The following is a 22,873-nucleotide window of genomic DNA, read 5'->3' as shown; positions in this document are numbered from 1 at the left end:
CCTTGGAGGGAACCGGCCATGCGCATGCGCTCCGACTCGCGATCCCCGTGCGGCGCCATCCGGCGGACGCCGCTCAGCACGGAGTGCCCCGGGCCGTGACCACCCCGGTACTGGACCTCGACGGCCGGGTGGCCAACAGGCGGCAGGAGCTCAGCGAACTCCGGACCGCGGTGGCGACGGCCGAACGGGTCAGCGGAGGCTGCGTCCTGCTCAGCGGGGTCCCAGGAGTGGGCAAGTCGACGCTCATCCAGGCGTTCGGCGTCGAGATCTCCCGTCGCAACTGCGTATTCGCCTACGGGCGGTGTCGAGAGGGCGGACCGGCGCCGTACTCGGCGTTGGCCGACGCACTGAGCGCGGTTGTCCGCACCATGGAGGCCACCGGCCCGGCCGAGCGTGATCGTTGGCGTGCCGAAGTCGTCAGCGAGATGTCAGGGTTTGCGGGCGTCCTCTCGCCGCTCGTGCCGGAACTGGCGCCGGTGCTGGGTGAGTCCTCGACCGATGCCGATCTGGATGCGGCCGATGCCCGCCGTCGGTTGCACCGCGCTGCCATCCGGCTGGTCTCGACCACGGCGTCCTACCGTCCGGTGGTGCTGGCGATCGATGACCTGCAGTGGGCGGACCGAGACACGCTGCTGCTGTTGTCCGAATTGTTGACGGTGTCGCTTCGCAACGTCCTGGTGGTCGGCGGGCACCGCGCGGGTGAGTTCGACCCGGCCGCCGGGGGCATCGAATCGGAAAACCTCAACACCATCGAACTGCAACCGCTGGCCCCCGAGGACGTCGAGGAACTCCTGGCGGACGTGTGCGGCCAAAGCGTGGAGCTGGGCGACGTGGCCGCCGAGTTCCACCATCGCACCGGCGGCAACCCACTGCAGGTCCGTCAGCTGCTGTACCGGGCGCAACGCGAAGGCGCGCTCATCCCGGAGGGGCCGGGCGGGCGCCCGGGTTGGGACCTGCGCGTCCTGGCATCGCTCGAGGTCACAGCCACGGCGGCCGAGTTTCTCGGCCGTTACCTCGGCCAGCTGAGCCCGGAGGATCGGTCGGTGTTGAGTTCGCTGTCATGCTTCGGTGGCGAGTTCGACCTGGACGACGCCACGGCAGCGGCCGCACAGCCACCCGATGTGGTGGCCCAGGCGCTCTGGGCGTGCCTCGAGCTTCGTCTGCTCGAGGCTGTCGACACTGGCGGCAGACGGATCACCAACGCGATCAGCCGCGACGCCCGGTACCGCTTCAGCCATGACCGGGTGACCGAGGCGGCCCGCGTCGGCCTGTCCGACGACGAGACCCGCGCGACCCACCTGCGGATCGGCCGGTGGCTGGTCGAGCGGGAGGACGACCGATTGTTCGAGGCCGCGCGCCACCTCGGCATCGGCGGACGCCTGCTGACCGACAACGCCGAGCGCGTCAGTTTTGTCGACGTGCTGCGGCGTGCGGCACAAAAGGCGAGGTCCCAGGCCTCGTTCCCGTTGGCGCTCAACTACTGCCGGGATGCGCTGGCCCTGCTCGGTGGACAGCGTTGGATCGCTCACTTCGACCTGACCCGGCAGCTGCAACTCGATGCCGCTGATGCCGCGCTGCTGGTGGGTGACGTGCCTGCGCTGAATGGGCTACTCGACGAGGCCGAGGAGATCCTGCGCGACCCGACCGATCGCGCGCGCATCGCTCACCTCCGGCTCAAGGGGCGGGTCGCAGAGAACCGTCTCCAGGAGGCGCTCGAGATCGGGTTGCGTGCGCTCGCCGAGCTCGGCGAAAGGGTGCCGAGCGACGCGGGCAAGCCACGGATGGGCAACGCGGTCGTCCGGATGATGATGACGACTCGCCGCTGGAGCACCGAGCGGCTGCTGCGGCTGCCGCACTGCGATGACCAGCGGGCCATCGAGATTCACCGGATTCTTCTCGAACTGCGCAACATGTCGTACCTGGTCAGGCCGAACCTCATGCCGTTGTTCGTACGAAAGCAGCTCGATCTCACGTTGACCCACGGCCACACCCCGTACTCGCCGCTGGTCATCGGCGGTTATGGGGTTATCCGCGTAATGCTCGGCGATCACGCGGGCGGCCAGCGCTTCGGCGAGGTAGCCATGCGGCTCGCCGAACGCCCGGAATTCCGGGAGGCCCGACCGCAGACGGTGTTTACGCACCTCAACTTCATCCACCACTGGCGACACCCCGTCCGCGACGGCTTGGGCGAGCTCCGCGAAGCCATCGAGGGGGCACTCGACCAAGGCGACGAGGAATACGCCGGATTTCTGGTCGCAGCCCTGCTCGCCCAGTCGGTCTGGGTCGGTCGTCCGCTCGCGGAAATCGACGCCCTCGCCAGTTCGCTGATTCCCCACATTCGTTCCCAGCCCGTGCCTGGCGCGCTTTGCCAAGGCACGCATCAGTATTGCCTCAACCTGATGGGCCGCAGCGCCGATCCCCTCCTCGTCGCCGGCGAGAGCGGCTACGACGAGCGCGACGTGCTGCCGGCCGCCCGCCGGGAGGGGGACGAGGTGGCCCTGAGCGCGGCCGCGGCCAGGCAGCAGGCCCTGCACTTCTGGTGCGGCGACTACGCCGGCGCAGTCGCCGCGACACCGGAGTCAATCGAACACATCGCCGGCATGGCCGGCTCGGTGATCTCACAACTCATCTACCTGATCGGTGCCCTGAGCATGATTCGGTGCGCGCCGCGGGATCCCTCGACCGCCCGCTTCGTGCGCCGGACACTGGCCTTGCACCGCAAGTGGGCGGCGGGCGCACCGGAGAACTATGCGGCGCCGTATGCCCTGGCCCAGGGGTCGTGGGCCAGGGCGCGTGGGCAACACGCCAAGGCGGAGCGCTACCTTCACCAGGCGATTGAACTCGCCGAGGAAAACCAGCTCCCCACTATCAGTGCGTATGCCCATGAGGAAGCCGCCGAGCTCTACGCCGACCTCAGGCGAACGACGTTGCGCGAGCACATGCTGCGCTCGGCGTATCAGCGCTGGCTGAATTTGGGTTTCGCGGTGTGTACGGACCGGCTCGCGCTGGAGCACCCCTGGCTACTCAGACGCGACCTCACGACGGGTTCGACCGGGATCGACCCGGTCGGCGCGCATCAGCTCGTGCGCGCGCTGTCGGGAGCGCCGAATCAGGAAGGCTTGGCCAACATCATCCTGGGGTCGGTCGCGGACACCACGGGGGCGGGCCGCGTCCTGCTTCTCACCGGCGAAGCCGAGAATCTGTCGGTCCGGGCCATCCAGGATCACGGCCGCATCTCGATCGTCGAGGGGCCGTGGACCGAAGTTGCCTATGACAGGGACATCGTGCGCCGCGTGCTGGACGGTGGCTCGCCGGTCATCGTCGCCGCCGAGCAACGGGCGCCGTCCGTACTCGCCGCTCCGATCAGGGTGCACAACAGCACAATTGGCGTGATCTACGCCGAGCAGGCCGAGCCCGGCAGACACTTCGGCGCCGACCACGAGCAGGCGGTCGCCTTCCTATGCGCCCAGGCCGCCGCACCACTGTGGAACTTCCAGCTCGAGGCGCGACTGCGGGCCGCCGACGAGCACCGGCAGTCGCTGATGGACGCGCAGTCCAGATTCGTGCCCAACGAACTACTGCGCATCCTCGACATCGACGACCTTCGCCGCGTCCGCAATGGCTACCGGGTCGAGCGCGAGATGACGGTGCTCATCAGCGACATCCGTGGCTACACAACCATGATCGAGGACATGAACGTCGGCGAGGCGAGCAACCTGGCGATGGGTTTTCTGCGCGCCGTCGAGCTCCCGATCATCGGCTACAACGGCATGATTCAAGACGTCCGCGGGGACGAGATCGTCGCCGTCTTCGAATCCGAGCCCGACGCCGTCCGGGCGGGACTGGCGATGCTGCGGTCGTTGCGCGCGCACAACCGGGAGCGAAAAGCGGCCGGATCCGAAGAACTGCGGGCGGGAATCGGCATCAATACCGGGATGGTCGGAGTTGGGCTCGTCGGCGGGGTGAACCGCATGGTGCTCACCATCATCGGCGACGCGGTGAACCTGGCCGCGCGCATCGAGAGCACCAACAAGCGCTACGGATCCGCCTTGCTCATCTCCGATAACACGTACAAGCGCCTCGCCGCGTCGGAGCGGTTCAACGTCCGTCGTATGGAGCGGGTCATGGTGGTCAATCGACGTCGGCCGGTGACGATTTACGAAGTGTACGACGAGGATTCGGATCCGCTTCGCGCCGCGAAGCGCGCGGCGCAGCCCGCGTTCGACGAAGCCTTTGCACTTTTCGACGCGGGCGATGTCGATGGAGCACGGGCCGCCTTCGAACGATGCCGCGACTTGTTGCCCGACGACCCCGTCGCACCGCTGCATCTGGCGCACTGCGACGCGATGGCGCGCGGTGAGATGACCCCTGGTCAAGAGGTAGCACTCCTGAACAAGTAGTGCACTACTCCACTTTTGGAAGTTTGCTCTAGTGATTGCGCGAGTGTGGTATTTGTCTCATGATTCGTACCGACAGCCGGGGCGGTCAAGGAGCGGCCATGTACTTGAGTGCAGAGCGGTTGGCCCACGCCAACCAAGCAGTCAAAGAGGCGTTCGGGCAGTGCAGCGTTGCCTGGCAGGCCATCCCGCACTGGGACACCGGCGACCCCGGCCAGCTCAATGTTGCCAATGGCCTGCTGGGTGGGTCCGCCGGCTTTCTTTCCCTCGGCCCGCCTCCGTCTCCGCCTCCGCCGCCGACGCCGACGTTTCAGCTGACGGTCGCGGAGCTGATTGCGCCGACCCCCGATGCGCTGCTCACCGCAGTGATGGCAGCGACCAAAACCCTCGCCAACTTCTTCGACACCGACGTCCTCAAGCAGTGCTTTGCGGCGGCCCCGAGCCCCACGAATACCCTCACCTTCGCGTCCACCAACGCGCAGGACATACAGAACTCACTGATCGCGGCCCGCGTGCTCGTTGAGAACGCCGGGTATCGGGCGCCGTCCTGCCTGATCACCAATACTGTGGGGCTCCAAGTCCTCAACCAGTTGGTCAGCGGCTATTACAACATCGCCGAGCAGATACTGGCCGCGGCGAACATCAACTCGCTCTACCGATTCGAGCCGCTCGACGGTACTGCCCAAACGAGGGTCCGGATGGTCTTGATCGGCCGTCGCCGGCGGATCGGCCAAGGCGCGGCGCCGGACGCATCGCCCGGCGAGGAGCCGGTGGACGTCGCATTCAGTGCCCTCCCCAGCCTGGAGGTCGACGGCGAAACCAGCACGGGCACAATCCAGTTCTCCCCCCGGGTCCGTTACGCGGCAAGGATCACAGATGCCACAGGCCTCGTCGCTCTCAAAGCATGAATCACGTGACAGCGGTACGAACCCGATAGCCTGCAATCCGCTCGACGACTATCTCGCCCTGTGCAAAGAGGCCTGTGACGGCGAGATCGAGCGGCTGTACGGTCCCGGGGAGCGCGGGTCGAACGGCCTCTACGATCTGATCCTCGAGTATCCGCTGCGCGGCGGGAAGGCGCTGCGGCCGGCGCTGACCATCGCCACCTGCCTCGGCCTCGGCGGCCATCTCGAGGCGGTACTTCCGACCGCCGCGACGCTTGAGCTGTACCACAACGCGTTCCTCATCCATGATGACATCGAGGACGAATCTTGGTGGCGGCGCGGCAAACCCACGCTGCACATCGACCACGGGGTGCCGATCGCCGTCAACGTCGGCGATGCAATGCTGTCGCTGTCGCTACAACCGCTGCTGGACAACGTCGAGCGGGTCGGGCTCGGACCCGCCCTGCGCATCCTGCGAGCCGTCGCCAAGATGACCCGCATGACCGTCGACGGCCAGGGGCTGGAACTCGGGTGGGTCCGATCCAACACCTGGCGGCTCAACGACGCCGACTACCTCACCATGGTGGAGCTCAAGACCAGCTGGTACACGTTCATCACGCCGCTGCAGGCGGGCGCGATCGCGGCCGGCGCCGGACCCGAGCGAATGGCCGCCCTGGAGTCCCTCGGCCGCCACCTCGGTGCGGCCTTTCAGATCACCGACGACCTACTGAACTTGCGGGGGGATCCCGAGGAGTACGGAAAGGAGATCGGCGGCGACATCTGGGAGGGCAAGCGGACCCTGATGCTGTTGCATACCTTGCGATCCGCCGAGCCGAAGGACCGGGAACGCGCCGTGGCGATCCTGGCCAAGCGCCGACCGGGACCCGACGGCGAGTTGGAGCTGGCCCAGTTGCTGGATCGACTTACCGTCTGCGGGCAACTGTCTCAGTTGGGCCGGGACCAAATCCAGGCTCGGCTGCAGGTACACAAACCCTCGGAGGCGAAGAGCCTCAACGACGTTCGATGGATCTACGAGCTGATGCACCGGGCCGGTTCGCTCAAGCACGCCCGGAATGTCGCCGCCGAACATGCCCAGCAGGCGGGTGCCGTGCTCGCCGGTCTCGACTGGTTTCCCCGCAGCCGCCATCGCGACATGCTGGACGACCTCGTCGACTACGTGCACGGGCGGACCCGATGAACCCCGAATCCATGATCGGCATGCTGGCGGAGCTCGAACGGATCCGCGAGCTCACTCTCGACCTCATCGAGCGGGAGACCCCGCAACTGCGCCCGGCGCCGCCGGAAGAAGCCAGCGGGACGGAGCGAACCGCGTACGAGTTGCTTGTCGGCGCGCGCCGCGCGGTGCTGGGAAATCCCGCGGCCGCCCGCGGGCTGCACGACCTACTCGTCGCCGAAGGCCGCCGCTACGCGGCCACCCCACGCGGTGCGCGGTTGCGCGACGCACTAGCCACCTCCGAAGCCGTCGAGAACCTCCGGCGCGTCTGGGAGATGTTGAGCCTCAACGTTCTTGACGGTCCCGCCGCGCCCAACGCCACCCCTGATGCCTGGGCGGATCTGCTGGCCGACGTTGTCATCGGGCATGACCTCGACGACTCCATCCTGGCTCGCCTGCGGCCCGAGGGGTTCGCATGACGCTCACCGACCCTCGCGAAGCCCTCGCCGACCAGAGCAACTTCATCGGCTATCTGGTCGGCCTCGCCGGCGTGGGCCGGATGGTGCACACCCTGGCCGACGACGACCGTCGACCCGACACGTCACGCGGCCCAGATGACTTCGTGCATGTCCTGCTCGGGCTGGCGAGCCTCGGTGCGGCGATCGAGCGGATCGCCAATTCGACTACGACACAGCAGGATCCGACTGCCCCGGCGATGATGCCGACCACGCGGTGGCTACGATGAGCGCGCTGCTCGCACGCAACGACTTCCTCCGCGCGCCCATGCTGGCCACCGCCCGCCCGACGAGCTTCAAGGAGTGGCACCACTTCGTGGTCCACGGACGAGGCTGGCGGCTCTTGATCAACTTCAGCCTCAACAATGAAGAGTTGCGCGCCAACGAAGTCCGGCTGGCGCCACGCGTCATCGTGATCGCGCACGACGAGAACTGGACCGGCGCCATCGAGCGGTTCGACGAGCGCGACCTGAACGTCTCGGCAGATCTGGGTGAACTGACCATCGGCCGCAATCGGATGACGGTCCTACCCGAGGGCTACCGCGTCACAATCGACTTGCCCGACAAGGACATTCGGGGTGAGCTGCGCTTCACCTCGGCGACCCGCCCGTTCGTGGTCCGCAACCAAGCGCTGGGCGACGGCCGGATCAGCTGGCTCTTCGTCCCGCGGCTACGCGCCGACGGATCGCTCTGTATCGGCGGTCGCGAACATCGCGTGGAAGACGACCTCGCCTATCACGACCACAACTGGGGTCGGTTCCGGTGGGGCGACGACTTCGGCTGGACGTGGGGCACCGTATTGCCCACCGAGCCGCAGAACCCGTGGTCGATGGTGTTCTTGCAGACGACCGACCGGAACCGGCTGCGCTGCCTGTCGCAGGCGCTGTACGTCTGGCATCGCGACGAGCCCGCCGCGATATTCCGGCACGCGGCGGTGCGGACGCGCTCGGACGGCCGGCTCGCCCGCGCGGCCGATTGCACCCTGCCGTCCCCGATGCGGCTGCTGGTCGACGGCGAGGTGCCCGGCGTTCCGGCCCGGATGGATATCACCGCGACCCGGGCGGGCGACAGGGTGCACGCCGAGTTCCACTCGGTTTCTTATGCCCGCCTGGCGCAGCCGAGCGAGGCGTTCCTCGACCGATCGACTGTGCTCTGCGAAACGGGCGGCACCGCTCGAGCGAGCGGCACGATCAACGGCCGGCCCTTCGACTTCACCGGCACCGGCGTATTCGAGTTCCTCTATGGCTGAACGTATTTCGTCGCTATTGCGGCGCTCACTCGAGCACCTGGAGGACGAGGTGCCCGACAGTTACCGATTGCTGGTCGCAGCGCTCGGCCCGATGGTGGTCGAACTCGACGTCGACGGCGAGATGTTCTCGCTGCACGGTGGCACTCGGCTTCGCGTGTCGGACGGCGCGGCGCAGCCGGCCGGTGCCCGGATCGCCACCTCACGAGTCACCATCCTCGACCTGCTCGATGCCAGGGTGGGGCTCGGCGAGGCCGTGGAGATCGGCAAGGTGCGCGTACGCGGGCAGCTCGATGACGTCCAGCGTGCGCACGACTCGCTGCTGGCGTATGTCCACGCCGCGATCCGGGCCCCCTCGCAGCCCACCCTCCTGTCCGAACTTCGCACGGGGGCACCATGTCCGAGCGCATAACGACGCCGGCGTCACGCCAACGACGCCCCACGGTGGCGGTACTCGGTGCCGGCATCGCCGGGCTCACCGCCGCTCACGAACTCGCCGAGCGCGGTTTCGTGGTGACGGTGTACGAGCCACGAGAGGATGAACGCAACGGGCTGGGATCCGAGCCGGCGGGAACCTACCCGCCGGTCAAGCTCGGCGGCCTTGCCGCCTCTCAATATTCGACGGTGGGCACGCGCGACGGGAGCCAAGCCGAGCTGCGTCCCTTTCCGGGCCGACGGGGCCGGCCGCGCAACCCGCAGCGAGCAGTTCCGGGCGAACATGGCTTTCGCTTCTTTCCAGCGTTCTACCTGCATATCTGGGACCTGTTCCAGCGCATCCCGCTCTACGAGTTCACGCAGCCGGGCAGCTGGACACCGACTTCGCGCACTGTCTACGACAACGTTCGGCGGGTCATCACCAAGGGCACCACGGTGCACGACCGGCCGTCCCTCGTCTTTCCGAGCGAACTCCCACGCAGCCCCGCCGAATTTTTCGGAATCCTCAGCGAACTCGCGACATTGGGCTTCACTCCCAGCGACGTCGGGACCTACCTGGGCAGGCTGCTCCACTACCTGTCCACCAGTCCATTGCGTCGCGCGCGGGAACTGCAGAACGTGTCCGCCTACGATTTCTTGGTCGGATACGACCGCACGACCGGGATCAGCAAGTTCTCCTATTCGCCGAGTTGCGACAGGCTGTTGCGCCAACTGCCAAGGATCCTGGTCGCTCTCGATTCGGTCTGGGGCGACGCGCGCACCAACATGAGCACCTATCTGCAGCTGTATCTGAATATGGACCGCCGCGACAACAAGGCCGACGGGGTGCTCAATGGTCCCACCACCGAGTCGTGGCTGGACCACTGGTACCGCCACCTCGTCACACTCGGCGTCGGCTTCGTCCGCAATAAGGCGAAGCGCCTCGATCCTCCGGTCTTCGACCCGGCTCAGCCACCCCACCTGCGTCCCCGCGCGCAGATCACGTTTGCCGACGGTACCCGGGTGGCTCCCGATTACACGGTCGTCGCCGTCGACGCCCCGCAAGCCGAATACATCACCACCGCGCTGCGCGCGGCGGGCACCGGCGGAACCGTGTTCAGGCTGGACGGTTTCACCACCATCCCTCCCCCACCCGACGGTCCACTGCAGCCCCAGACCACGCGGCCGCAGCACCGACGGAATCCCTACTCGATGGACGAGATGGGACGGGTGCCATGGGATCGGTTCCAGACGCTGTGCGGCATCCAGTACTACTTCGACACGGAATTTCAGTTGCTCCGCGGACACATCTTGCTGACCGGCACGGACTGGGCGCTGTCGTCGATCAACCAGTCTGGATTGTGGGAGAAGCGGCCGATTCTGGACCGCGACGGCTGCGTCTCGGTGCTCTCGGTCGACATCGGGGATTTCAACACCCCCTCTTCTCACCTGGTCGACGCCTCCGGGCAGGGTAAGGCGGCCCGCGACTGCACACCCGACGAAATCGCCGCAGAGGTGTGGCGCCAGATCATTTCGGCGCTCACGAGCTGCCCGGGATCGGCCGGGGAAGAGGTCATGCCGTGGCCCGCGTGGTATGCGCTCGATCGCGGACTGCTCATGGCTGCCGGACCCGGTCAGGGCCGCGGCCGCATAGTTCGCAACGAGTCACCGTACCTCGTTCCCATCGTCGGAGACTGGAACAATCGCCCCGGCAGCGACCCGTGGAATCCGCACGGAACGTCGTGGACGTCTACCCCGGACGAGGACGGGTGGCTCCGAGATCTCACGCAGCGCAACGTCTTCCAGGCCCGCCATGGCGGCTACCAGGTGCACAACAATTCCGTGGTCTTCGCGGGCACGTGGAACAAAACGTTCACCCGGGTGACGTCGATGGAGTCTGCGTGCGAGTCGGGACGACATGCCGTCAATGCCATTCTCGACCACTACATCTGGGTCGAATCGGGTGGTCGCGATCGCCGGGAGAAGACCCCGGCGCTCTACTGGGACTTCCCGTACGGCTTCCTCGATCAAGGTATGTCGAGTCCGATTCGGATGCCGACACCGGCCGGTGACTACTGCTACGTCTTCGACATCGAAAACCGCGAGCCGGCCGACACCCGCGCGCTCCGCATGCTCGACTCGGAATTGTCCGAGCGGTCGCTGCCGCATCCGTTGGACACACCGGCGGCCGGGCTTTCGTCCGGCGCCCCTCCGTCCCCCATCCCGCACTAGCTGGAGGTCAACAAATGTCCATGCCTGCAACGGATTACAACCAGCAGCTGCTCTGGCATCTGCAGTATTGGCGACAGCTCCTGGAGCAGTGGGCGGCCATGGCGGCCGGGTCACCATTCCTGACCGCGCCGCCCCTGCTGCCCACAGCGCCCGCGGGAGGGCAGTTCATGCCGCAGTTCATGCCGCCAATGCCGTTCATGCCGCCAATGCCGATGGGGCCGCCGATGGGGCCGCCCACCGCTGCGGGGTCGTCGGCACCGCCCGCGCCGGCCGACTACACCCAGCAACTGTTCGGCTGCCTGCAGGCGTGGCGGCGCTACCTCGAGCAGGCGACCGGCGCAAGTCCGGCGTGGCCGCAGGCATGGACCGCGCAACCGCCGACCGCGGGTCCTGGCGACGGCGGCAACAGCGGTCCGAACCGACCGCCGAACGGGCCGACTCCACCCGAATATCCCGGCGTGCCCCAGAGCGACGAGACTAAGAAATCGGACGCGATACCGCCGAAGCTGATCGACCGGCCGCCCGTCATACCCGGCCAGAGCCAAATCGCCGCCCCACCGATCGATCCCAGCGAGCGAATCAGCAGTCCCGGCATGCCATTCCAGATGCCGGACCCGGACGTCTTAGCGGCTCGTCCCATAATTTCGCGCCGGCCCATGCCGGAAGCAACCTCCTACCCCGAAGTGGGTACGGCCTTTCTCAGGACAATGTCCAACGTCGAGCCCACTGCACTGCCGCAGGTCGAGCCCAAATCGCTGTTCTCCGCCCCGGGCGCTGCCACAAGCTTCCGGGAGCACGCTGAAACACCCTCGCCCTGACCGGTTTTGGGCATCAGTCCATCAGCTGGGCGGCGTTTCAGGGTGTGCCGGCCGCACCCGAGGGTGGCCTGATTAAACGGCAATGGCTGGACGATTGGCGGCTGCCGGCCGCCCCACAAAGCCCGCTGCTGACCGTGGTCGGCGTCGACCCGGCTGACTCCGGCGAAGGTGACGCCTGTGGTCTGGTGGCGGCGTCGATGACGGCCGAGGGCGTGGTGGCGATGATCGCCGACCAGAGTGCCCCGATGACGTCTGATCAGTGGGCGCGGGCTGCGGTCGAGCTGGCCGCCGACGTCGGCGCTAGCGAGATCAGCGTGGAGGGCTTCGCCGCTGCGACGACCTACACGCGCGTGGTCAACGACGCCTTGAAGCGGTACCGGATCGACCGGCCGGTGAAGGTGACGAGCTGGCCGCCGAAGGGGTCGGGGCGTGGGGGCGGGGATGCGATAGCGCGGAGCAGCGCGCTGCTACAAGCGCTTGAGGTCGGTACCTGTCGGCTGGCCGGCCACTTCCCGGCGTTTGAAGAGGCGGCGGTGGCGTGGCAAGCCGGGCAGCATCAGCCCGACTCCCTGGCCAGCCTGGTTGTGGCCTATGACGTGCTGGTGCATGCCGCTGGCCGGCAATGGTCGTTTGCCTCGCCGTTGGATCTGGAAAGACGCCTGGCTGATCGCCGGCAGGCGGTGTCACCGGGTCTGGCGCGCGGCGGGTCACTGACCGGCCGGCTGTCACGCCGATAGGCGGCTACCTACGCCGCCGGATCGGCGGTTGAGCTGACCGGGTTGTCGTTGGGCTGCGGCGAAATTCAGGTGACCAGGCTCACGATGAACGCTAGACTCGCCGCCTGTGACCAGCGGGGAAATTGAAGCGTACGAGCAGCGTGTCGCTCGTGCGACGGATCGCCTGGATGACTTCACCAACCAACTTGCAGACGAACTCGATAAGCAGAATGGCGGGTTCCGCTGGTGGCGGGAGTTCACCGACTGGAAAACGATCACGATGCTGTCCGACTATCTGTTGCAATCACTGGGCGGTACTTCGGAGGCGATTAGGTCGGCATCACTCAAAGCCGATGTGCACCGGCAGACCAGTTTTGAAGAAGACGAGATCTATCAGAAGGCCCTGGCGGAGTTCAATGCTTCGGGCTCACACGACCTTGAGGTGTTCTTAAACGCATTGCTGAACGCCCCACAAGCGCGGCGCCGCTCGCTCACGATCACCGAGTCAGCAGAGGCATGCCTTTACCATCTTGGCCAGACCCTTGATCGTCTGGCGGCGGCGGTAATCATTGTGGGGGGCTTCGGATTTAAAGACGTAGCGAATGCTTACTGGACCGACCTCGTTAAGTTTGCCGAGCAGCTGAACCCACAAGCTCCTCCGAATCCTTCCCCACCACCTGCTGGATCGCGGCAAGCGATCAGAGAAGCCTTGGTAGCGCCGATTGAGCCGCCGGGGAGCCCAGGGCGACTCGCCCAGGAGGCGTTGGTGGCACCAGTTCTCGGTTGGGAGCAATTTGGGCCAACCGATTGGTTGCCCTGGATGCGCGATGCGCGGCATGGCTTAACACATCGTTCGCCGGCGGCGAAATTTAATGTGGCAGTTGGTGATCGTTTGACACGGCTGTTCTATCGGCAACCGCGCTGGAGTGAGATTCAGGCCCTGGTATTCGGCAGCAAGCCGCCCAACCGACCGATCTTTGACACCTTTGTCCTCTCAGCGAGCTCCGATGTCCTCGACGGGCTTTGCGACTCGACGGCTCAACTTGTCGAAGCGCTAACTGACGCCATGATGACGTGCTGGGCGGCGCGTAGGGCAAACCCTGAGATGATTGCTCAGAGCGGTCGCCAATGGCGAAAAGTAGACCCTGACGAAGCGCTGTCGCAATTTCCGGGATACGGCGACAGCGTGACTTTGGACAGTCGTGAGATACGGCTCGGCACAGTTGATTCCAAGCGATGGGTCGCGGCCCGTATTCACGACGAGCACCGCCGGCGGTGGTATGAGTGAGGCGTGATCCTGTTATAAACACGGGCTGCGGGAAGTGTCCAGGCTTGGCTCGTGACCTTCACAGCCCACCGCCGCCTTGCGCTGAGATATTGCTTAGTCGCGGCTCCGGCAGCGACGAAGGGAGAAACGCCTCGTCGTGTGGGTGCAGATAGATGTACTCGCTGGCGGACCGCGCCGTGCTCTCGTTGATGAACTTTTCGGTGGCGGTCGTGCCCGATTCGACTGAATCCAACATGCCCGCGCGGACTTTCTCTACTGGATAGTTGAATTCGATCATCGGCTTAACGTCGCTCATGATTAAACCCAGTTGGCGAGTGAGCGGAAAGGTGATGCCCCAAGCCGTCGCGAATCCCACGCCTTCCCACGGAGCGCAATCTGGATCGCGCACTAACCCGACGGGCTGATCACAGGTGATCAGCGAACGACGGCTGAATCGAACCAGCTTCCACGGCCGGGACATGATGTAGGGCATCAGATGGTCCGCACCGTCAATCAGCTGCTCGATGTGCGCTATCGGGGCAATTGTGATCGGCGGTCCTCCTGGCTGTGTTGCCTGCTGCCAGATCACCTCGGCTTCGTCATCGTCCACCTCGACTCCGTATCGCTTCTGGACCCAGTACTTGACGTTGTCCCGACCAGTGAACTGAACTTCCAGACGCGTCATCTGGGCAGCCAGATATTCGAGAGTGCGACGGTGATCCGGCCCTCGAAGGTACTGCACCGCCATAAATGTCGCCAACGTAGTGCGCTGCTCCGCTGATAGCGGCCACTCACCATCAACGATCACCCGAAGAACTGACGCTACATCACCTTCTAGATGAGATAGCGCCTTCTCGAAGGCGTCTGCCCCGTCTGGGTGTCCGTCGATGGAGTAAAAGTTGTTTGTCGCGGCGGTGTTCCTGATGCGCGAGGTATACCGTCTGTCCCCGGGCAATCGCACCGTCACAATGTGTTCGTCCTGGTCGGCAAATCCCTTGAGGTAGAACCTGGGCACCGTGTGGTGCAGCTTCGCAACGTCGGCCACCACAGCTCAGCCCATCAACGTCGCGGCGACCGTCGCGCCAAGGTTCCAGCACGCCTCAACGTCGGCCTTGGCGGGCTTGCCTGACACCACAACGGATTCCGCCGCCTTGACCCAACCCAAGCCGGCAGTGATTCCGTCCACGGCGCGCTCGGCACCCTCGGTGCCCTCGTTGCCGTGCAGGTACAGCCCGAACGGTCGCCCACGAGTGGAGTCGAGCAGCTGGTAGTAGGCGCAATCGAACGCGTGCTTGAGGGCCCCCGAGATGTAGCCGAGGTTCGCCGGGGTGCCCAGCAAATAGCCGTCGGCGGCCAGCATTTCGGCCGGCGAGACCGTCAGCGCCGCGCGCCGCAGCACCTCCACACCCTCGATGTCGGGGTCGGTGGCACCGGAGACCACCGCCTCGAACATCTCGTGGGTGTGCGGCGACGGCGTGTGGTGCACGATCAGCAGCGTCTTGCTCATAAGCGGCCCTGCAGGTCGACGGCCGTCTTCATGGCCTCGCGGGCGCGGCGACGATCCCCCGCGTAGTCATAGGCGCGGGCCAGCCGGTACCAGCGCCGCCAATCGTCCGGGTGATCCTCCACCTCAGCGCGCACCGTGGCGAACAGTTCGTCGGCCGCGTCGCGCTGGATGCGGCCCGACGGGCGGCGCGGCAGCGCGCTGGTGTCCAGTTCCATTCCGTCGGCCGCGATCAGCCGGGCCAGCTTTTGGTGCGCGAATCCGGCGCGCAGGGTGGCGATCATCGCCCACAGCCCGATCACGGGCAGGATCAGCACCGCGAGCCCGAGGCCGACGGCGGCAGCCCGGCCGGAGCCGATCATCGCGACGGCCACGCGCCCCAGCAGCACGAAGTACACCAACAGCGCGAGGCACATGAAGGCGACGAGCAATTGGGTGCGCAGCGCTTTGGTCATTGCAGATTGAGCAGGGCCTCGAGACCCACCGTCAGGCCGGGGTGCTCCTTGACCCGCCGCACGGCCAGCAGCACGCCGGGCACGAACGAGGTCCGGTCGATGCTGTCGTGGCGGATGGTCAGCGTCTCCCCCTCGGTGCCGAACAGGATCTCCTGGTGCGCGACCAGCCCCGCCAGCCGCACCGAGTGCACCGGGATGCCGTCGACGTCGGCGCCGCGCGCTCCCGGCAGGCTCGTGCTGGTGGCATCGGGGTTGGGCGGCAAGCCTTTTCGCGCCTCGGCGATCAGCTTCGCGGTGCGCGTCGCGGTACCCGACGGGGCGTCGGCCTTGTGCGGGTGGTGCAGCTCGATCACCTCCGCCGAGTCGAAGAAGGGCGCGGCCTGCTTGGCGAAGTGCATCGACAACACCGCGCCGATGGCGAAGTTCGGCGCGATCAGCACCGACGTGCCTCCACCGCCGCCGAGCCAATCCTGCACCTGTTGCAACCGCTCGGCGGTGAAGCCCGTGGTCCCCACGACGGCGTGAATTCCGTTGTCGATGACGAACTTCAGGTTGTCCATCACCACGTCGGGGTGGGTGAAGTCGATGACGACCTCGGTGTTGCCGTCGGTCAGCAGGCTCATCGGGTCGCCGGCGTCCACTTCGGCCGACAGGCTCAGATCCTCGGCGGCCTGCACCCCCGCCACCATCGCCGATCCGACCTTGCCCTTGGCTCCCAGCACTCCTACCCGCATGGCCTTCACCCTAGACGGGGTCAATTCTGCGCCGCGGCGTGCATCGAGTTGTTTCAGGACAACGCGAACGTGGGTTTCTCGCCCCGATCAGGTGTGGACGATCCAGCCCGCTTCGGTGTAGGGAGTGGGCTGGTCGGGATCGTTGATCGTGATGAACAGGTCGCCTCCCGTCGGCATAGCGAAGCCGACGAATCCATGCGCGGTCTGGCCGTCGTGGAGGCCGCCCGTTTGCAGCGGGGGCATCTTGTCGAGCCTCCGGTAGTCGACAGCCATCGTTGCGGGCTGGGGTGCGTCGTTGCCGCCGCCGTATCCGGCGAACATATAACGCTGGTTGAAATGGAAGAACTTATGGGACGTCGCGGTGATAGTCATTTCCACCACGTTGCATGCGGAGCCAGGCGTCGGACTCGCAAAATGAGAGGCGCACCCCGGCGGTAACCACTGTGCGCTGTTGATAGTGATATCGGCGGTCGCGCCGCCGGCCGCTTGTGCATGCACGGGCACACCCATCTGACCGATCGGGAACGGTGGATTCTCCGGCGTGGAGTCGGCCGAACCGGTGGGACACGAGCATGCGGCGATGACCACGGCGACCGCAGCCGGCGCAATCACAGATCCCGCGCGCACCACGGGTGGTTACCCGCAGCGCTGCCACGAAAAACGCGGGTGCGTTGTCCACAGTCCGCGGTTTATCCACAGCTGCGGCTCGGTCCGTCTCCCGTCGTCGTGCCCAGCACATAGCATTCGAACATGCATTCGATTGAGGTCCCGGCTGAGGTGTCCGCCGCGCTGGATGCCCAGGAAGCCGCCGATGCGGCCCTACGCGGCCTCAACTTCGATGCGCTGAGCCCCGCCGTCCGGCTGCACGTGCTCGAACGGACGGAGGCCTCGCGCCGGCGACAGATTGCGCTCAGCCACGACGTCATTGCGAGCTTGGCGACGGAGGACCCCGCCGACATCGGCGGCCCTGTGCACAAGGTGGTCGCCGACTATCTGCGGATCAGCTATGCCGAGGCGTGCCGTCGGCTTCGCGACGCCAAGGAGTTGTCTGCGCGCCTGACCCTCACCGGCGCGGAGCTGCCGCCACAGTTGCCGGCCACGGCCGTGGCATGGCGCGACGGGATGCTCGACGGTCAGCACTTACGTGTCATTCAAACGTTCATCCGCGATCTCCCGGACTCCGTGCCCGCTGCCACCGTGGACGACGCCGAGCGATTCCTGGCCGGGCAGGCGCGGACGTTGCGTCCGGATCAGTTGCAGAAGCTCGCACACCAGTGCGCCCTGCGGCTCAACCCGGACGGAAAGTTCTCCGACGCCGACCGTGCACGCCAGCGTGGGTTCACCTGGTGCGGCCAACGACCCGACGGGATGAGCATCGGGAAGCTGATCGCCTCACCGGAGTTGCGCGCCAACCTCGACGCCTGGCTGTCCCGGTTCGCGGCTCCCGGAGTGTGCAATCCGGACGACCAAACACCCTGTGTTACGGGCGAACCCGACGATGAGCGAGTGCGCGGCGATAGGCGCAGTCCCGCGCAGCGCCAGCACGACGCACTCAACGCCCTGGTGCGCGGGCAGCTGGGCGACCCGAAACTCGGCCGGCACAACGGGTTACCGGTGGCGGTCATCGTGTCGACGACGCTGCAGGAGCTGACGTCGGGCACCGGGCGCGCGGTGACCAGTGGCGGAACGCTGCTGCCGATGCGCGACGTGATCCGGATGGCCCGCCACGCCTACCACTATCTCGCCGTGTTCGACGAGCACACCAGCCGCCCACTGTATCTCGGCCGGTCGCGGCGCATTGCCACACCGGATCAACGCATCGTGTTGTATGCGCACGACCGCGGCTGCACCCACCCCGGCTGCGACGCACCCGGCTACTGGTGCGAGGTGCACCATCTCAACGAGTGGGCGGCCGGCGGCACGACCGACTCGGACAATCTCACCTTCGCCTGCGCCCCACACCACAAGCTGGCGGAAAAAGGTTGGCGCACAACGAAATCACGCCAGGGTGACACCGAGTGGAGACCGCCGCCGCACTTAGACCGCGGCGCGCGCACCAACGACTTTCACCATCCCGAACGCCTACTTCTTGAACCGCCCGGCGAAGCCGCGCAGGGGTAGGTCGGCGCTGGTGATGAGTCCCGGCGGCGCCGCGACCACCGACTTGATCGAGGCCAGCGCGGGCATCCCGGTGACGGTCATGCCGATGGAGGCGAAGTTGTCCGGGTTGGACAGGTCGACGCCCGGCTTGGGAAAGATCATGTGCTTGTTGTAGATGCAGGGGTCGCCCTGGATTTGAGTGATGTAGCAGCCCTTGATGTTCCAGCTGGGGTCGGTGTGCGGGGTCATCTGCCATTCCAGGTGCGTCTCGACCCGCGGCACGCCGTCGACCATGCCCTGGTACTTGATGTAGTTCCCGCCCAGCGAACCCTTGGGCAGCGTGTACCAGCCCAGGTCGACATCCTTGGTGCACGCGCCCAGCTCGTAGCTGAACTTGACCTCGTCGAGGCGCAGGTCGAAACAGTCGGCCATCATGTACACGCTGTCGGCGAAGACGCGGGTGTATTTCTCGAGCTTCGAAGGGATTTCGGGGTCGTCGACCGGCTGGCCGTAGCCCACCTCGATCCAGGTGTCCTTGGAGTGGTGGCACGACACGTCGACCGATTCGATGGTGGTGACGTTCTCGATGTCGGCGACGTCGGCTGAGCACACCACGCCCAGGATCTGGTTCAGCCCGGGGTTCATCCCGGTGCCGTAGAACGTCGCGCCGCCCTTCTCACACGCCTCGGCCAACAGCCGGCTGACCGGCTTGCCCGACGGGTGCGGGTGGTTCTTGTCGCGGTGCCAGCCGGTGATCCAGTCCGCGGTGGTGACGATGTTGATGCCCGCCTCGAGCACCTCGACGTACAGGTCCTCGTCGGGGAACACCCCGTGGAACGTCAGCACGTCCGGCTTGGCGGCGATGATCTCCTCGATCGTCCCGGTGAAGGCCACCCCGTTGGGCGCCAGCCCGGCGAACTCTCCGGTGTCCTTGCCGACCTTCTCCGGCGAATAACAGTGCACGCCAATGAGTTCGATGTCGGGCTGGGTGGCGATCCGCTTGATCATCTCGGTGCCGACGTTGCCGCTTCCGACCTGAAACACGCGAACCGGTGCTGCACTCATTGCCTTGAGCCTTCCTGCGTTGCGAACGCGTCGGGATAGAATTGCTTGGCCCACTTGCGAATTGCGGTGAAGCCTTCGTACTCGTCGGGGGCCAGGGCCGGCGGATCCGAATAGCGCTGGTGCTGCCAGATCTCGATGTCCTGCTCGAACTGGCGGATGACCTCGCGCCCGAACTCGTCCGCCTTGGCGGCGGCGCGGTCGGGGTCCCTGTTCGGCGTCCGGCCGATGTAGACCATGAAGCGCACATCGGAAGTGAACTCGTCGATCGGCGTGATCGCCGAGATGGTGCGGTTGTCGATCATGCCCCAGCTCTTGGTAACCGCGATGCCCAAGCCGCCGTTGATCGCCTGCACGCCGCTGTTGACGTCCTCGATCTTCTGCCCGTCGTCGCCTTCGAAGGTGATGGTGAAGTCGACATAGGACACCGGCTCGGCGAAGTCGTGGCGGGTGAACACCGGCACGATCGGGGTGTTGTGCACGAACTTGAAGTGCGCGAAGTCCACCCCGTTTTCCAGCACGTATTGCGGGTGCAGTTCCAGGGTCTCGCGGTACAGCCGCTGCTGCGGGTAGTAGTCGTCGGCGCTGCTGCCGTCGTCGAACGCGGCGAACACGTCCGGCGCGTCGAAGTAGGGCTCGCGGCGGTCCAGGTCGTGCCAGATGTACACCGACGCGTTGCGCTCGACCACCGGGTAGGTGCGGATGCGGCGACCACGGTTGGGCCGATCCTGGTACGGGATGCAGACGTTGCGGCCTTCCTGGTTCCACTGCCACCCGTGGAACGGGCACTGCAGCACCTCGCCGACGACCTTGCCGCCATACCCCAGGTGCGCGCCCAGGTGCTCGCAGTAGGCGTTCATCACCGTCAGCTCGCCGGATTCGGCGCGCCAGGCGACCAGTTCCTGGTCGAAGTACTTCATCTTGTGCACGTCGCCGACGCCGATCTCGTCGGACCAGGCGACCTGGAACCAGCCCGTCGGTTTCATCGACAACGGTGGCTTAGCCATCAAGCCCTGCCATGTGACTGCCCTCCCTCGCGTACGAATATAGGCCGCACCGCGACAAAATCAAAGTACCCTCTATGAAACTCTTCGTCCGGGCCGTCGCCAGCGGATAAGATCGGCGAAATGACCCCTCAGAGCAGCGCGGCCGGCGTCGCGCGTCGGCGCCCGAATCGGCGCGGCAATGCGACTCGCGAGAGCATGCTCGAGGCGGCGTTGCGCTCGCTGGCCTCTGGCGAGCCGGGCTCGGTATCGGCCAACCGCATCGCCAAGGACATCGGCGCCACGTGGGGCGCGGTGCAGTATCAGTTCGGTGACACCGATGGGTTTTGGGCGGCGGTGCTGCACCGCACCGCCGAGCGGCGCGCCGCGACGTTCTCCACGCTGTCGACGCCAGTCTCGCCGGACGCGCCGCTGCGCGAGCGGGTCGGCGCGATCATCGATACCCTCTACCGCGGCCTGGCGTCCCCGGATTCGCGGGCGATCGAAAACCTGCGTGCCGCCCTGCCGCGCGATCCCGACGAACTCGAGCGGCTCTACCCGCGCACGGCGGCCGAGCTGTTCTCCTGGGGCAAAAGCTGGCTGGAGACCTGCCAGCACGCGTTCGCCGGTCTGGCCGTCGATCCGGACCGGGTCCGCGAGCTCGCGGCCCTGATCCCCGGCGCGATGCGCGGCCTGGTGTCGGAGCGACAGCTGGGTTCCTACGCCGACCTGGACATGGCGCGCCGCGGCCTGACCAACGCCCTGGCCGCCTACCTCGAGCAGTCCCGGCCGTAATGGCCGACATCACGATCCGCGAGGCCACACCAAACGATTTCGCCGATGTGGCCGCGATGCACTATCCGGTCTGGCGGCAGTCCTGGTCCGGCGTGCTGCCGGCGGAAGTGCTCGACGTGCTCACGTCGCCGAAACGCTGGGCCGTGCTGCTCTATCCCCGAGACCTCAGCCGGCCCGGTTGGCGGATGTGGGTCGCCGAGGCCGACGGGCAGTTGCGCGGCATGACGATCTTCGGGCCGGACCCGGACGACCCCGAGCGACTCGAACTCGATGCGCTCTACATCTCGCAGACCAGCCAACGGCACGGCGTCGGCGGCCTGCTGCTCGCGAAGGCCCTGAACTCCGACCCGCGCGGTGACGTCGTGCTGTGGTGCGCGGAGGCCAATGGCGTGGCGCGACGCTTCTACGAGAAGAACGACTTTCACCTCGACGGGCGCACCCTGGACTGGGAGCCGGTGCCCGGCGTCAAAGTGCCCCACCTGGGCTACCGCCTCAGGCGTCGATGACGACTCGCTCGCCGTCGGCGCGCGAGACACACACCAGCATGCCGTCGTCTCCCGGCGCCGCTCGCCCACGGTGATCCACTTGTCCGGCAAGCACTTTGACCCTGCACGTCCCGCAGAAACCCTGCCGGCACGAGTAGGGGGTAGTCGGGTCCCGATCGAGCATGACCTCGAGTGCGGTCCGGTTCGCCGGCACCTCAAGCACCTGCCGTGATCGCGCGAGCTCCAACTCGAACGGCACCCCGTCGACGACGGGAGCCGGGCTGAACCGCTCGTAATGCAGTGGCGCACCGGCATGCTCGGTGCGGGCAGTGCGGACGGCTTCCAGCATCGAGCTCGGCCCGCAGACGTAGACCGCGGTCGCCGGTCCAGCTCCGTCCAGCAGTTCGGCCACGGTGGCGAAGCGGCCGCGCTCGTCGTCGGCCCACACCGTCACCCGGTCCGGCCCCAGCGACACGACCTCGTCGAGCAGCGGCATGTACTCGCGGCTGCGGCCGGTATAGATTGCGCGCCAACCGATTCCACGCTGTGCGGCCACCTGGATCATCGGCAGGATGGGTGTCACCCCGATGCCGCCGATGACGAACAGCACCTCGCGCTCGGCGGTGCCGAGGTAGAACGCGTTGCGTGGACCCTCGAACGCCAGCGTGTCGCCCACGCCGAACGTCTCATGCATCTCGATGGATCCGCCTCCGCCGTCGGCGATCCGGCGCACGGCGATGCGGTAGTCGGTGCGCCGCCCGGGCGCACCGCACAGCGAGTACTGCCGCCGCCGGCCCGAGGGCAACAGGACATCGATGTGGCCGCCGGGCGTCCAGGACGGAAGCAACCCGCCGTCGGGGTCGGCGAGGGTCAGCGCGACGACGTCCGGGGCGACGAGCTCGCGCTTGGTCACCACCGCGGTCAGCTTGCGCTGCACCGGCTTCACCCGCGCGGGCGACCACCGGGACACCGTGGCGAAGCCCTCGAACACGGCCCGCACGCCCCACAGCAACGACCCGAAGCGGTCGTGGTCGCGCCGCCCGTACAGGTCGGCCGGTCTGCTGGCCCAAATGCTTTCCGGCACCGAATCCG

21 protein-coding genes and 1 pseudogene are annotated in these 22,873 nt (G+C 66.6%); 14 read left to right on the top strand and 8 right to left on the bottom strand.

Features of this window, described 5'->3' with window-relative positions; genetic code table 11:
* Window positions 1–95 precede the first annotated feature (95 nt).
* From A5732_RS18280 to A5732_RS27105, 11 genes and pseudogenes are all read left to right on the top strand, one after another.
* A complete protein-coding gene (locus A5732_RS18280; protein ID WP_253189087.1) occupies window positions 96–4,400 on the top strand; it encodes an AAA family ATPase in 4,305 nt (1,434 codons plus the stop codon).
* Window positions 4,401–4,459: 59 nt separating this feature from the next.
* Window positions 4,460–5,305 (top strand): hypothetical protein, encoded by an 846-nt coding sequence (locus A5732_RS18275; protein ID WP_249266705.1) that lies wholly within the window; start codon window positions 4,460–4,462, stop codon window positions 5,303–5,305.
* On the top strand, window positions 5,274–6,479 hold the full coding sequence (locus A5732_RS18270; protein ID WP_076102931.1) for a polyprenyl synthetase family protein: 1,206 nt from the start codon (window positions 5,274–5,276) through the stop codon (window positions 6,477–6,479). The genes A5732_RS18275 and A5732_RS18270 overlap by 32 nt, the downstream gene beginning before the upstream one ends.
* Window positions 6,476–6,934, top strand: coding sequence for a hypothetical protein (locus A5732_RS18265; protein WP_076102930.1), 459 nt, complete (start codon window positions 6,476–6,478; stop codon window positions 6,932–6,934). Before A5732_RS18270 ends, A5732_RS18265 begins: the two co-directional genes overlap by 4 nt.
* Entirely contained in the window at window positions 6,931–7,200 is a 270-nt protein-coding gene (locus A5732_RS18260; RefSeq protein WP_076102929.1) for a hypothetical protein, read from the top strand. The genes A5732_RS18265 and A5732_RS18260 overlap by 4 nt, the downstream gene beginning before the upstream one ends.
* Window positions 7,197–8,219, top strand: coding sequence for a hypothetical protein (locus tag A5732_RS18255; protein WP_076051794.1), 1,023 nt, complete (start codon window positions 7,197–7,199; stop codon window positions 8,217–8,219). Before A5732_RS18260 ends, A5732_RS18255 begins: the two co-directional genes overlap by 4 nt.
* Window positions 8,212–8,628 carry an SCP-2 sterol transfer family protein gene (locus A5732_RS18250; RefSeq protein WP_076051793.1) on the top strand — a complete coding sequence of 139 codons (417 nt, stop codon included), beginning with the start codon at window positions 8,212–8,214 and terminating at the stop codon, window positions 8,626–8,628. The genes A5732_RS18255 and A5732_RS18250 overlap by 8 nt, the downstream gene beginning before the upstream one ends.
* Complete coding sequence (locus tag A5732_RS18245) at window positions 8,613–10,862, top strand: FAD-dependent oxidoreductase (RefSeq protein WP_249266704.1); 2,250 nt, start codon at window positions 8,613–8,615, stop codon at window positions 10,860–10,862. Before A5732_RS18250 ends, A5732_RS18245 begins: the two co-directional genes overlap by 16 nt.
* Window positions 10,863–10,882: 20 nt before the next feature.
* Complete coding sequence (locus tag A5732_RS27640; protein WP_253189086.1) at window positions 10,883–11,680, top strand: hypothetical protein; 798 nt, start codon at window positions 10,883–10,885, stop codon at window positions 11,678–11,680.
* Between the two features lie 26 nt (window positions 11,681–11,706).
* A pseudogene (locus tag A5732_RS18240) lies at window positions 11,707–12,417 on the top strand (terminase large subunit domain-containing protein); the annotation flags it as partial.
* Between the two features lie 106 nt (window positions 12,418–12,523).
* Window positions 12,524–13,684 (top strand): hypothetical protein, encoded by a 1,161-nt coding sequence (locus A5732_RS27105; RefSeq protein WP_142256635.1) that lies wholly within the window; start codon window positions 12,524–12,526, stop codon window positions 13,682–13,684.
* Between the two features lie 58 nt (window positions 13,685–13,742).
* Here A5732_RS27105 and A5732_RS18235 read toward each other — a convergent pair whose 3' ends face one another.
* The 5 genes from A5732_RS18235 to A5732_RS18215 form a co-directional block, all read right to left on the bottom strand.
* Complete coding sequence (locus A5732_RS18235) at window positions 13,743–14,708, bottom strand: DUF4238 domain-containing protein (protein ID WP_076103034.1); 966 nt, start codon at window positions 14,706–14,708, stop codon at window positions 13,743–13,745.
* A 6-nt stretch (window positions 14,709–14,714) separates the two neighbouring features.
* On the bottom strand, window positions 14,715–15,170 hold the full coding sequence (locus tag A5732_RS18230) for a flavodoxin family protein (protein ID WP_076102928.1): 456 nt from the start codon (window positions 15,168–15,170) through the stop codon (window positions 14,715–14,717).
* Window positions 15,167–15,622, bottom strand: a complete 456-nt coding sequence (locus A5732_RS18225; protein ID WP_076051792.1) for a hypothetical protein — start codon at window positions 15,620–15,622, stop codon at window positions 15,167–15,169. The genes A5732_RS18230 and A5732_RS18225 overlap by 4 nt, the downstream gene beginning before the upstream one ends.
* Window positions 15,619–16,356, bottom strand: coding sequence for a 4-hydroxy-tetrahydrodipicolinate reductase (dapB, locus tag A5732_RS18220; RefSeq protein WP_076051791.1), 738 nt, complete (start codon window positions 16,354–16,356; stop codon window positions 15,619–15,621). Before dapB ends, A5732_RS18225 begins: the two co-directional genes overlap by 4 nt.
* 87 nt (window positions 16,357–16,443) lie before the next feature.
* Window positions 16,444–16,983, bottom strand: coding sequence for a hypothetical protein (locus A5732_RS18215; RefSeq protein WP_076051969.1), 540 nt, complete (start codon window positions 16,981–16,983; stop codon window positions 16,444–16,446).
* Window positions 16,984–17,106: 123 nt separating this feature from the next.
* On the opposite strand from A5732_RS18215, the gene A5732_RS18210 reads away from it, so the two are divergent.
* Window positions 17,107–18,477, top strand: a complete 1,371-nt coding sequence (locus tag A5732_RS18210; protein ID WP_076051790.1) for a DUF222 domain-containing protein — start codon at window positions 17,107–17,109, stop codon at window positions 18,475–18,477.
* On the opposite strand, the gene A5732_RS18205 is transcribed toward A5732_RS18210, so the two are convergent.
* Window positions 18,439–19,521: an NAD(P)H-dependent amine dehydrogenase family protein gene (locus A5732_RS18205; protein ID WP_076051789.1), complete on the bottom strand. Its 1,083-nt coding sequence runs from the start codon at window positions 19,519–19,521 to the stop codon at window positions 18,439–18,441. The genes A5732_RS18210 and A5732_RS18205 overlap by 39 nt on opposite strands.
* The gene (locus tag A5732_RS18200) at window positions 19,518–20,525 is read right to left on the bottom strand and encodes a Rieske 2Fe-2S domain-containing protein (protein WP_076051788.1); all 1,008 of its coding nucleotides are present in this window, start codon (window positions 20,523–20,525) and stop codon (window positions 19,518–19,520) included. The genes A5732_RS18205 and A5732_RS18200 overlap by 4 nt, the downstream gene beginning before the upstream one ends.
* Before the next feature lie 120 nt (window positions 20,526–20,645).
* Between A5732_RS18200 and A5732_RS18195 the strand changes: the two genes are divergently transcribed.
* Entirely contained in the window at window positions 20,646–21,296 is a 651-nt protein-coding gene (locus A5732_RS18195; protein ID WP_076051787.1) for a TetR/AcrR family transcriptional regulator, read from the top strand.
* Window positions 21,296–21,802, top strand: a complete 507-nt coding sequence (locus A5732_RS18190; RefSeq protein WP_076102927.1) for a GNAT family N-acetyltransferase — start codon at window positions 21,296–21,298, stop codon at window positions 21,800–21,802. The genes A5732_RS18195 and A5732_RS18190 overlap by 1 nt, the downstream gene beginning before the upstream one ends.
* Here A5732_RS18190 and A5732_RS18185 read toward each other — a convergent pair.
* On the bottom strand, window positions 21,789–22,865 hold the full coding sequence (locus A5732_RS18185; RefSeq protein WP_076051785.1) for a PDR/VanB family oxidoreductase: 1,077 nt from the start codon (window positions 22,863–22,865) through the stop codon (window positions 21,789–21,791). The genes A5732_RS18190 and A5732_RS18185 overlap by 14 nt on opposite strands.
* Window positions 22,866–22,873 lie beyond the last annotated feature (8 nt).

The organism is Mycobacterium colombiense (genome assembly GCF_001953985.1).
GTDB lineage: Bacteria > Actinomycetota > Actinomycetes > Mycobacteriales > Mycobacteriaceae > Mycobacterium > Mycobacterium colombiense_B.
Note: the sequence above shows the minus strand (reverse complement) of the source record. Positions and strands in the feature narration are given on the sequence as shown.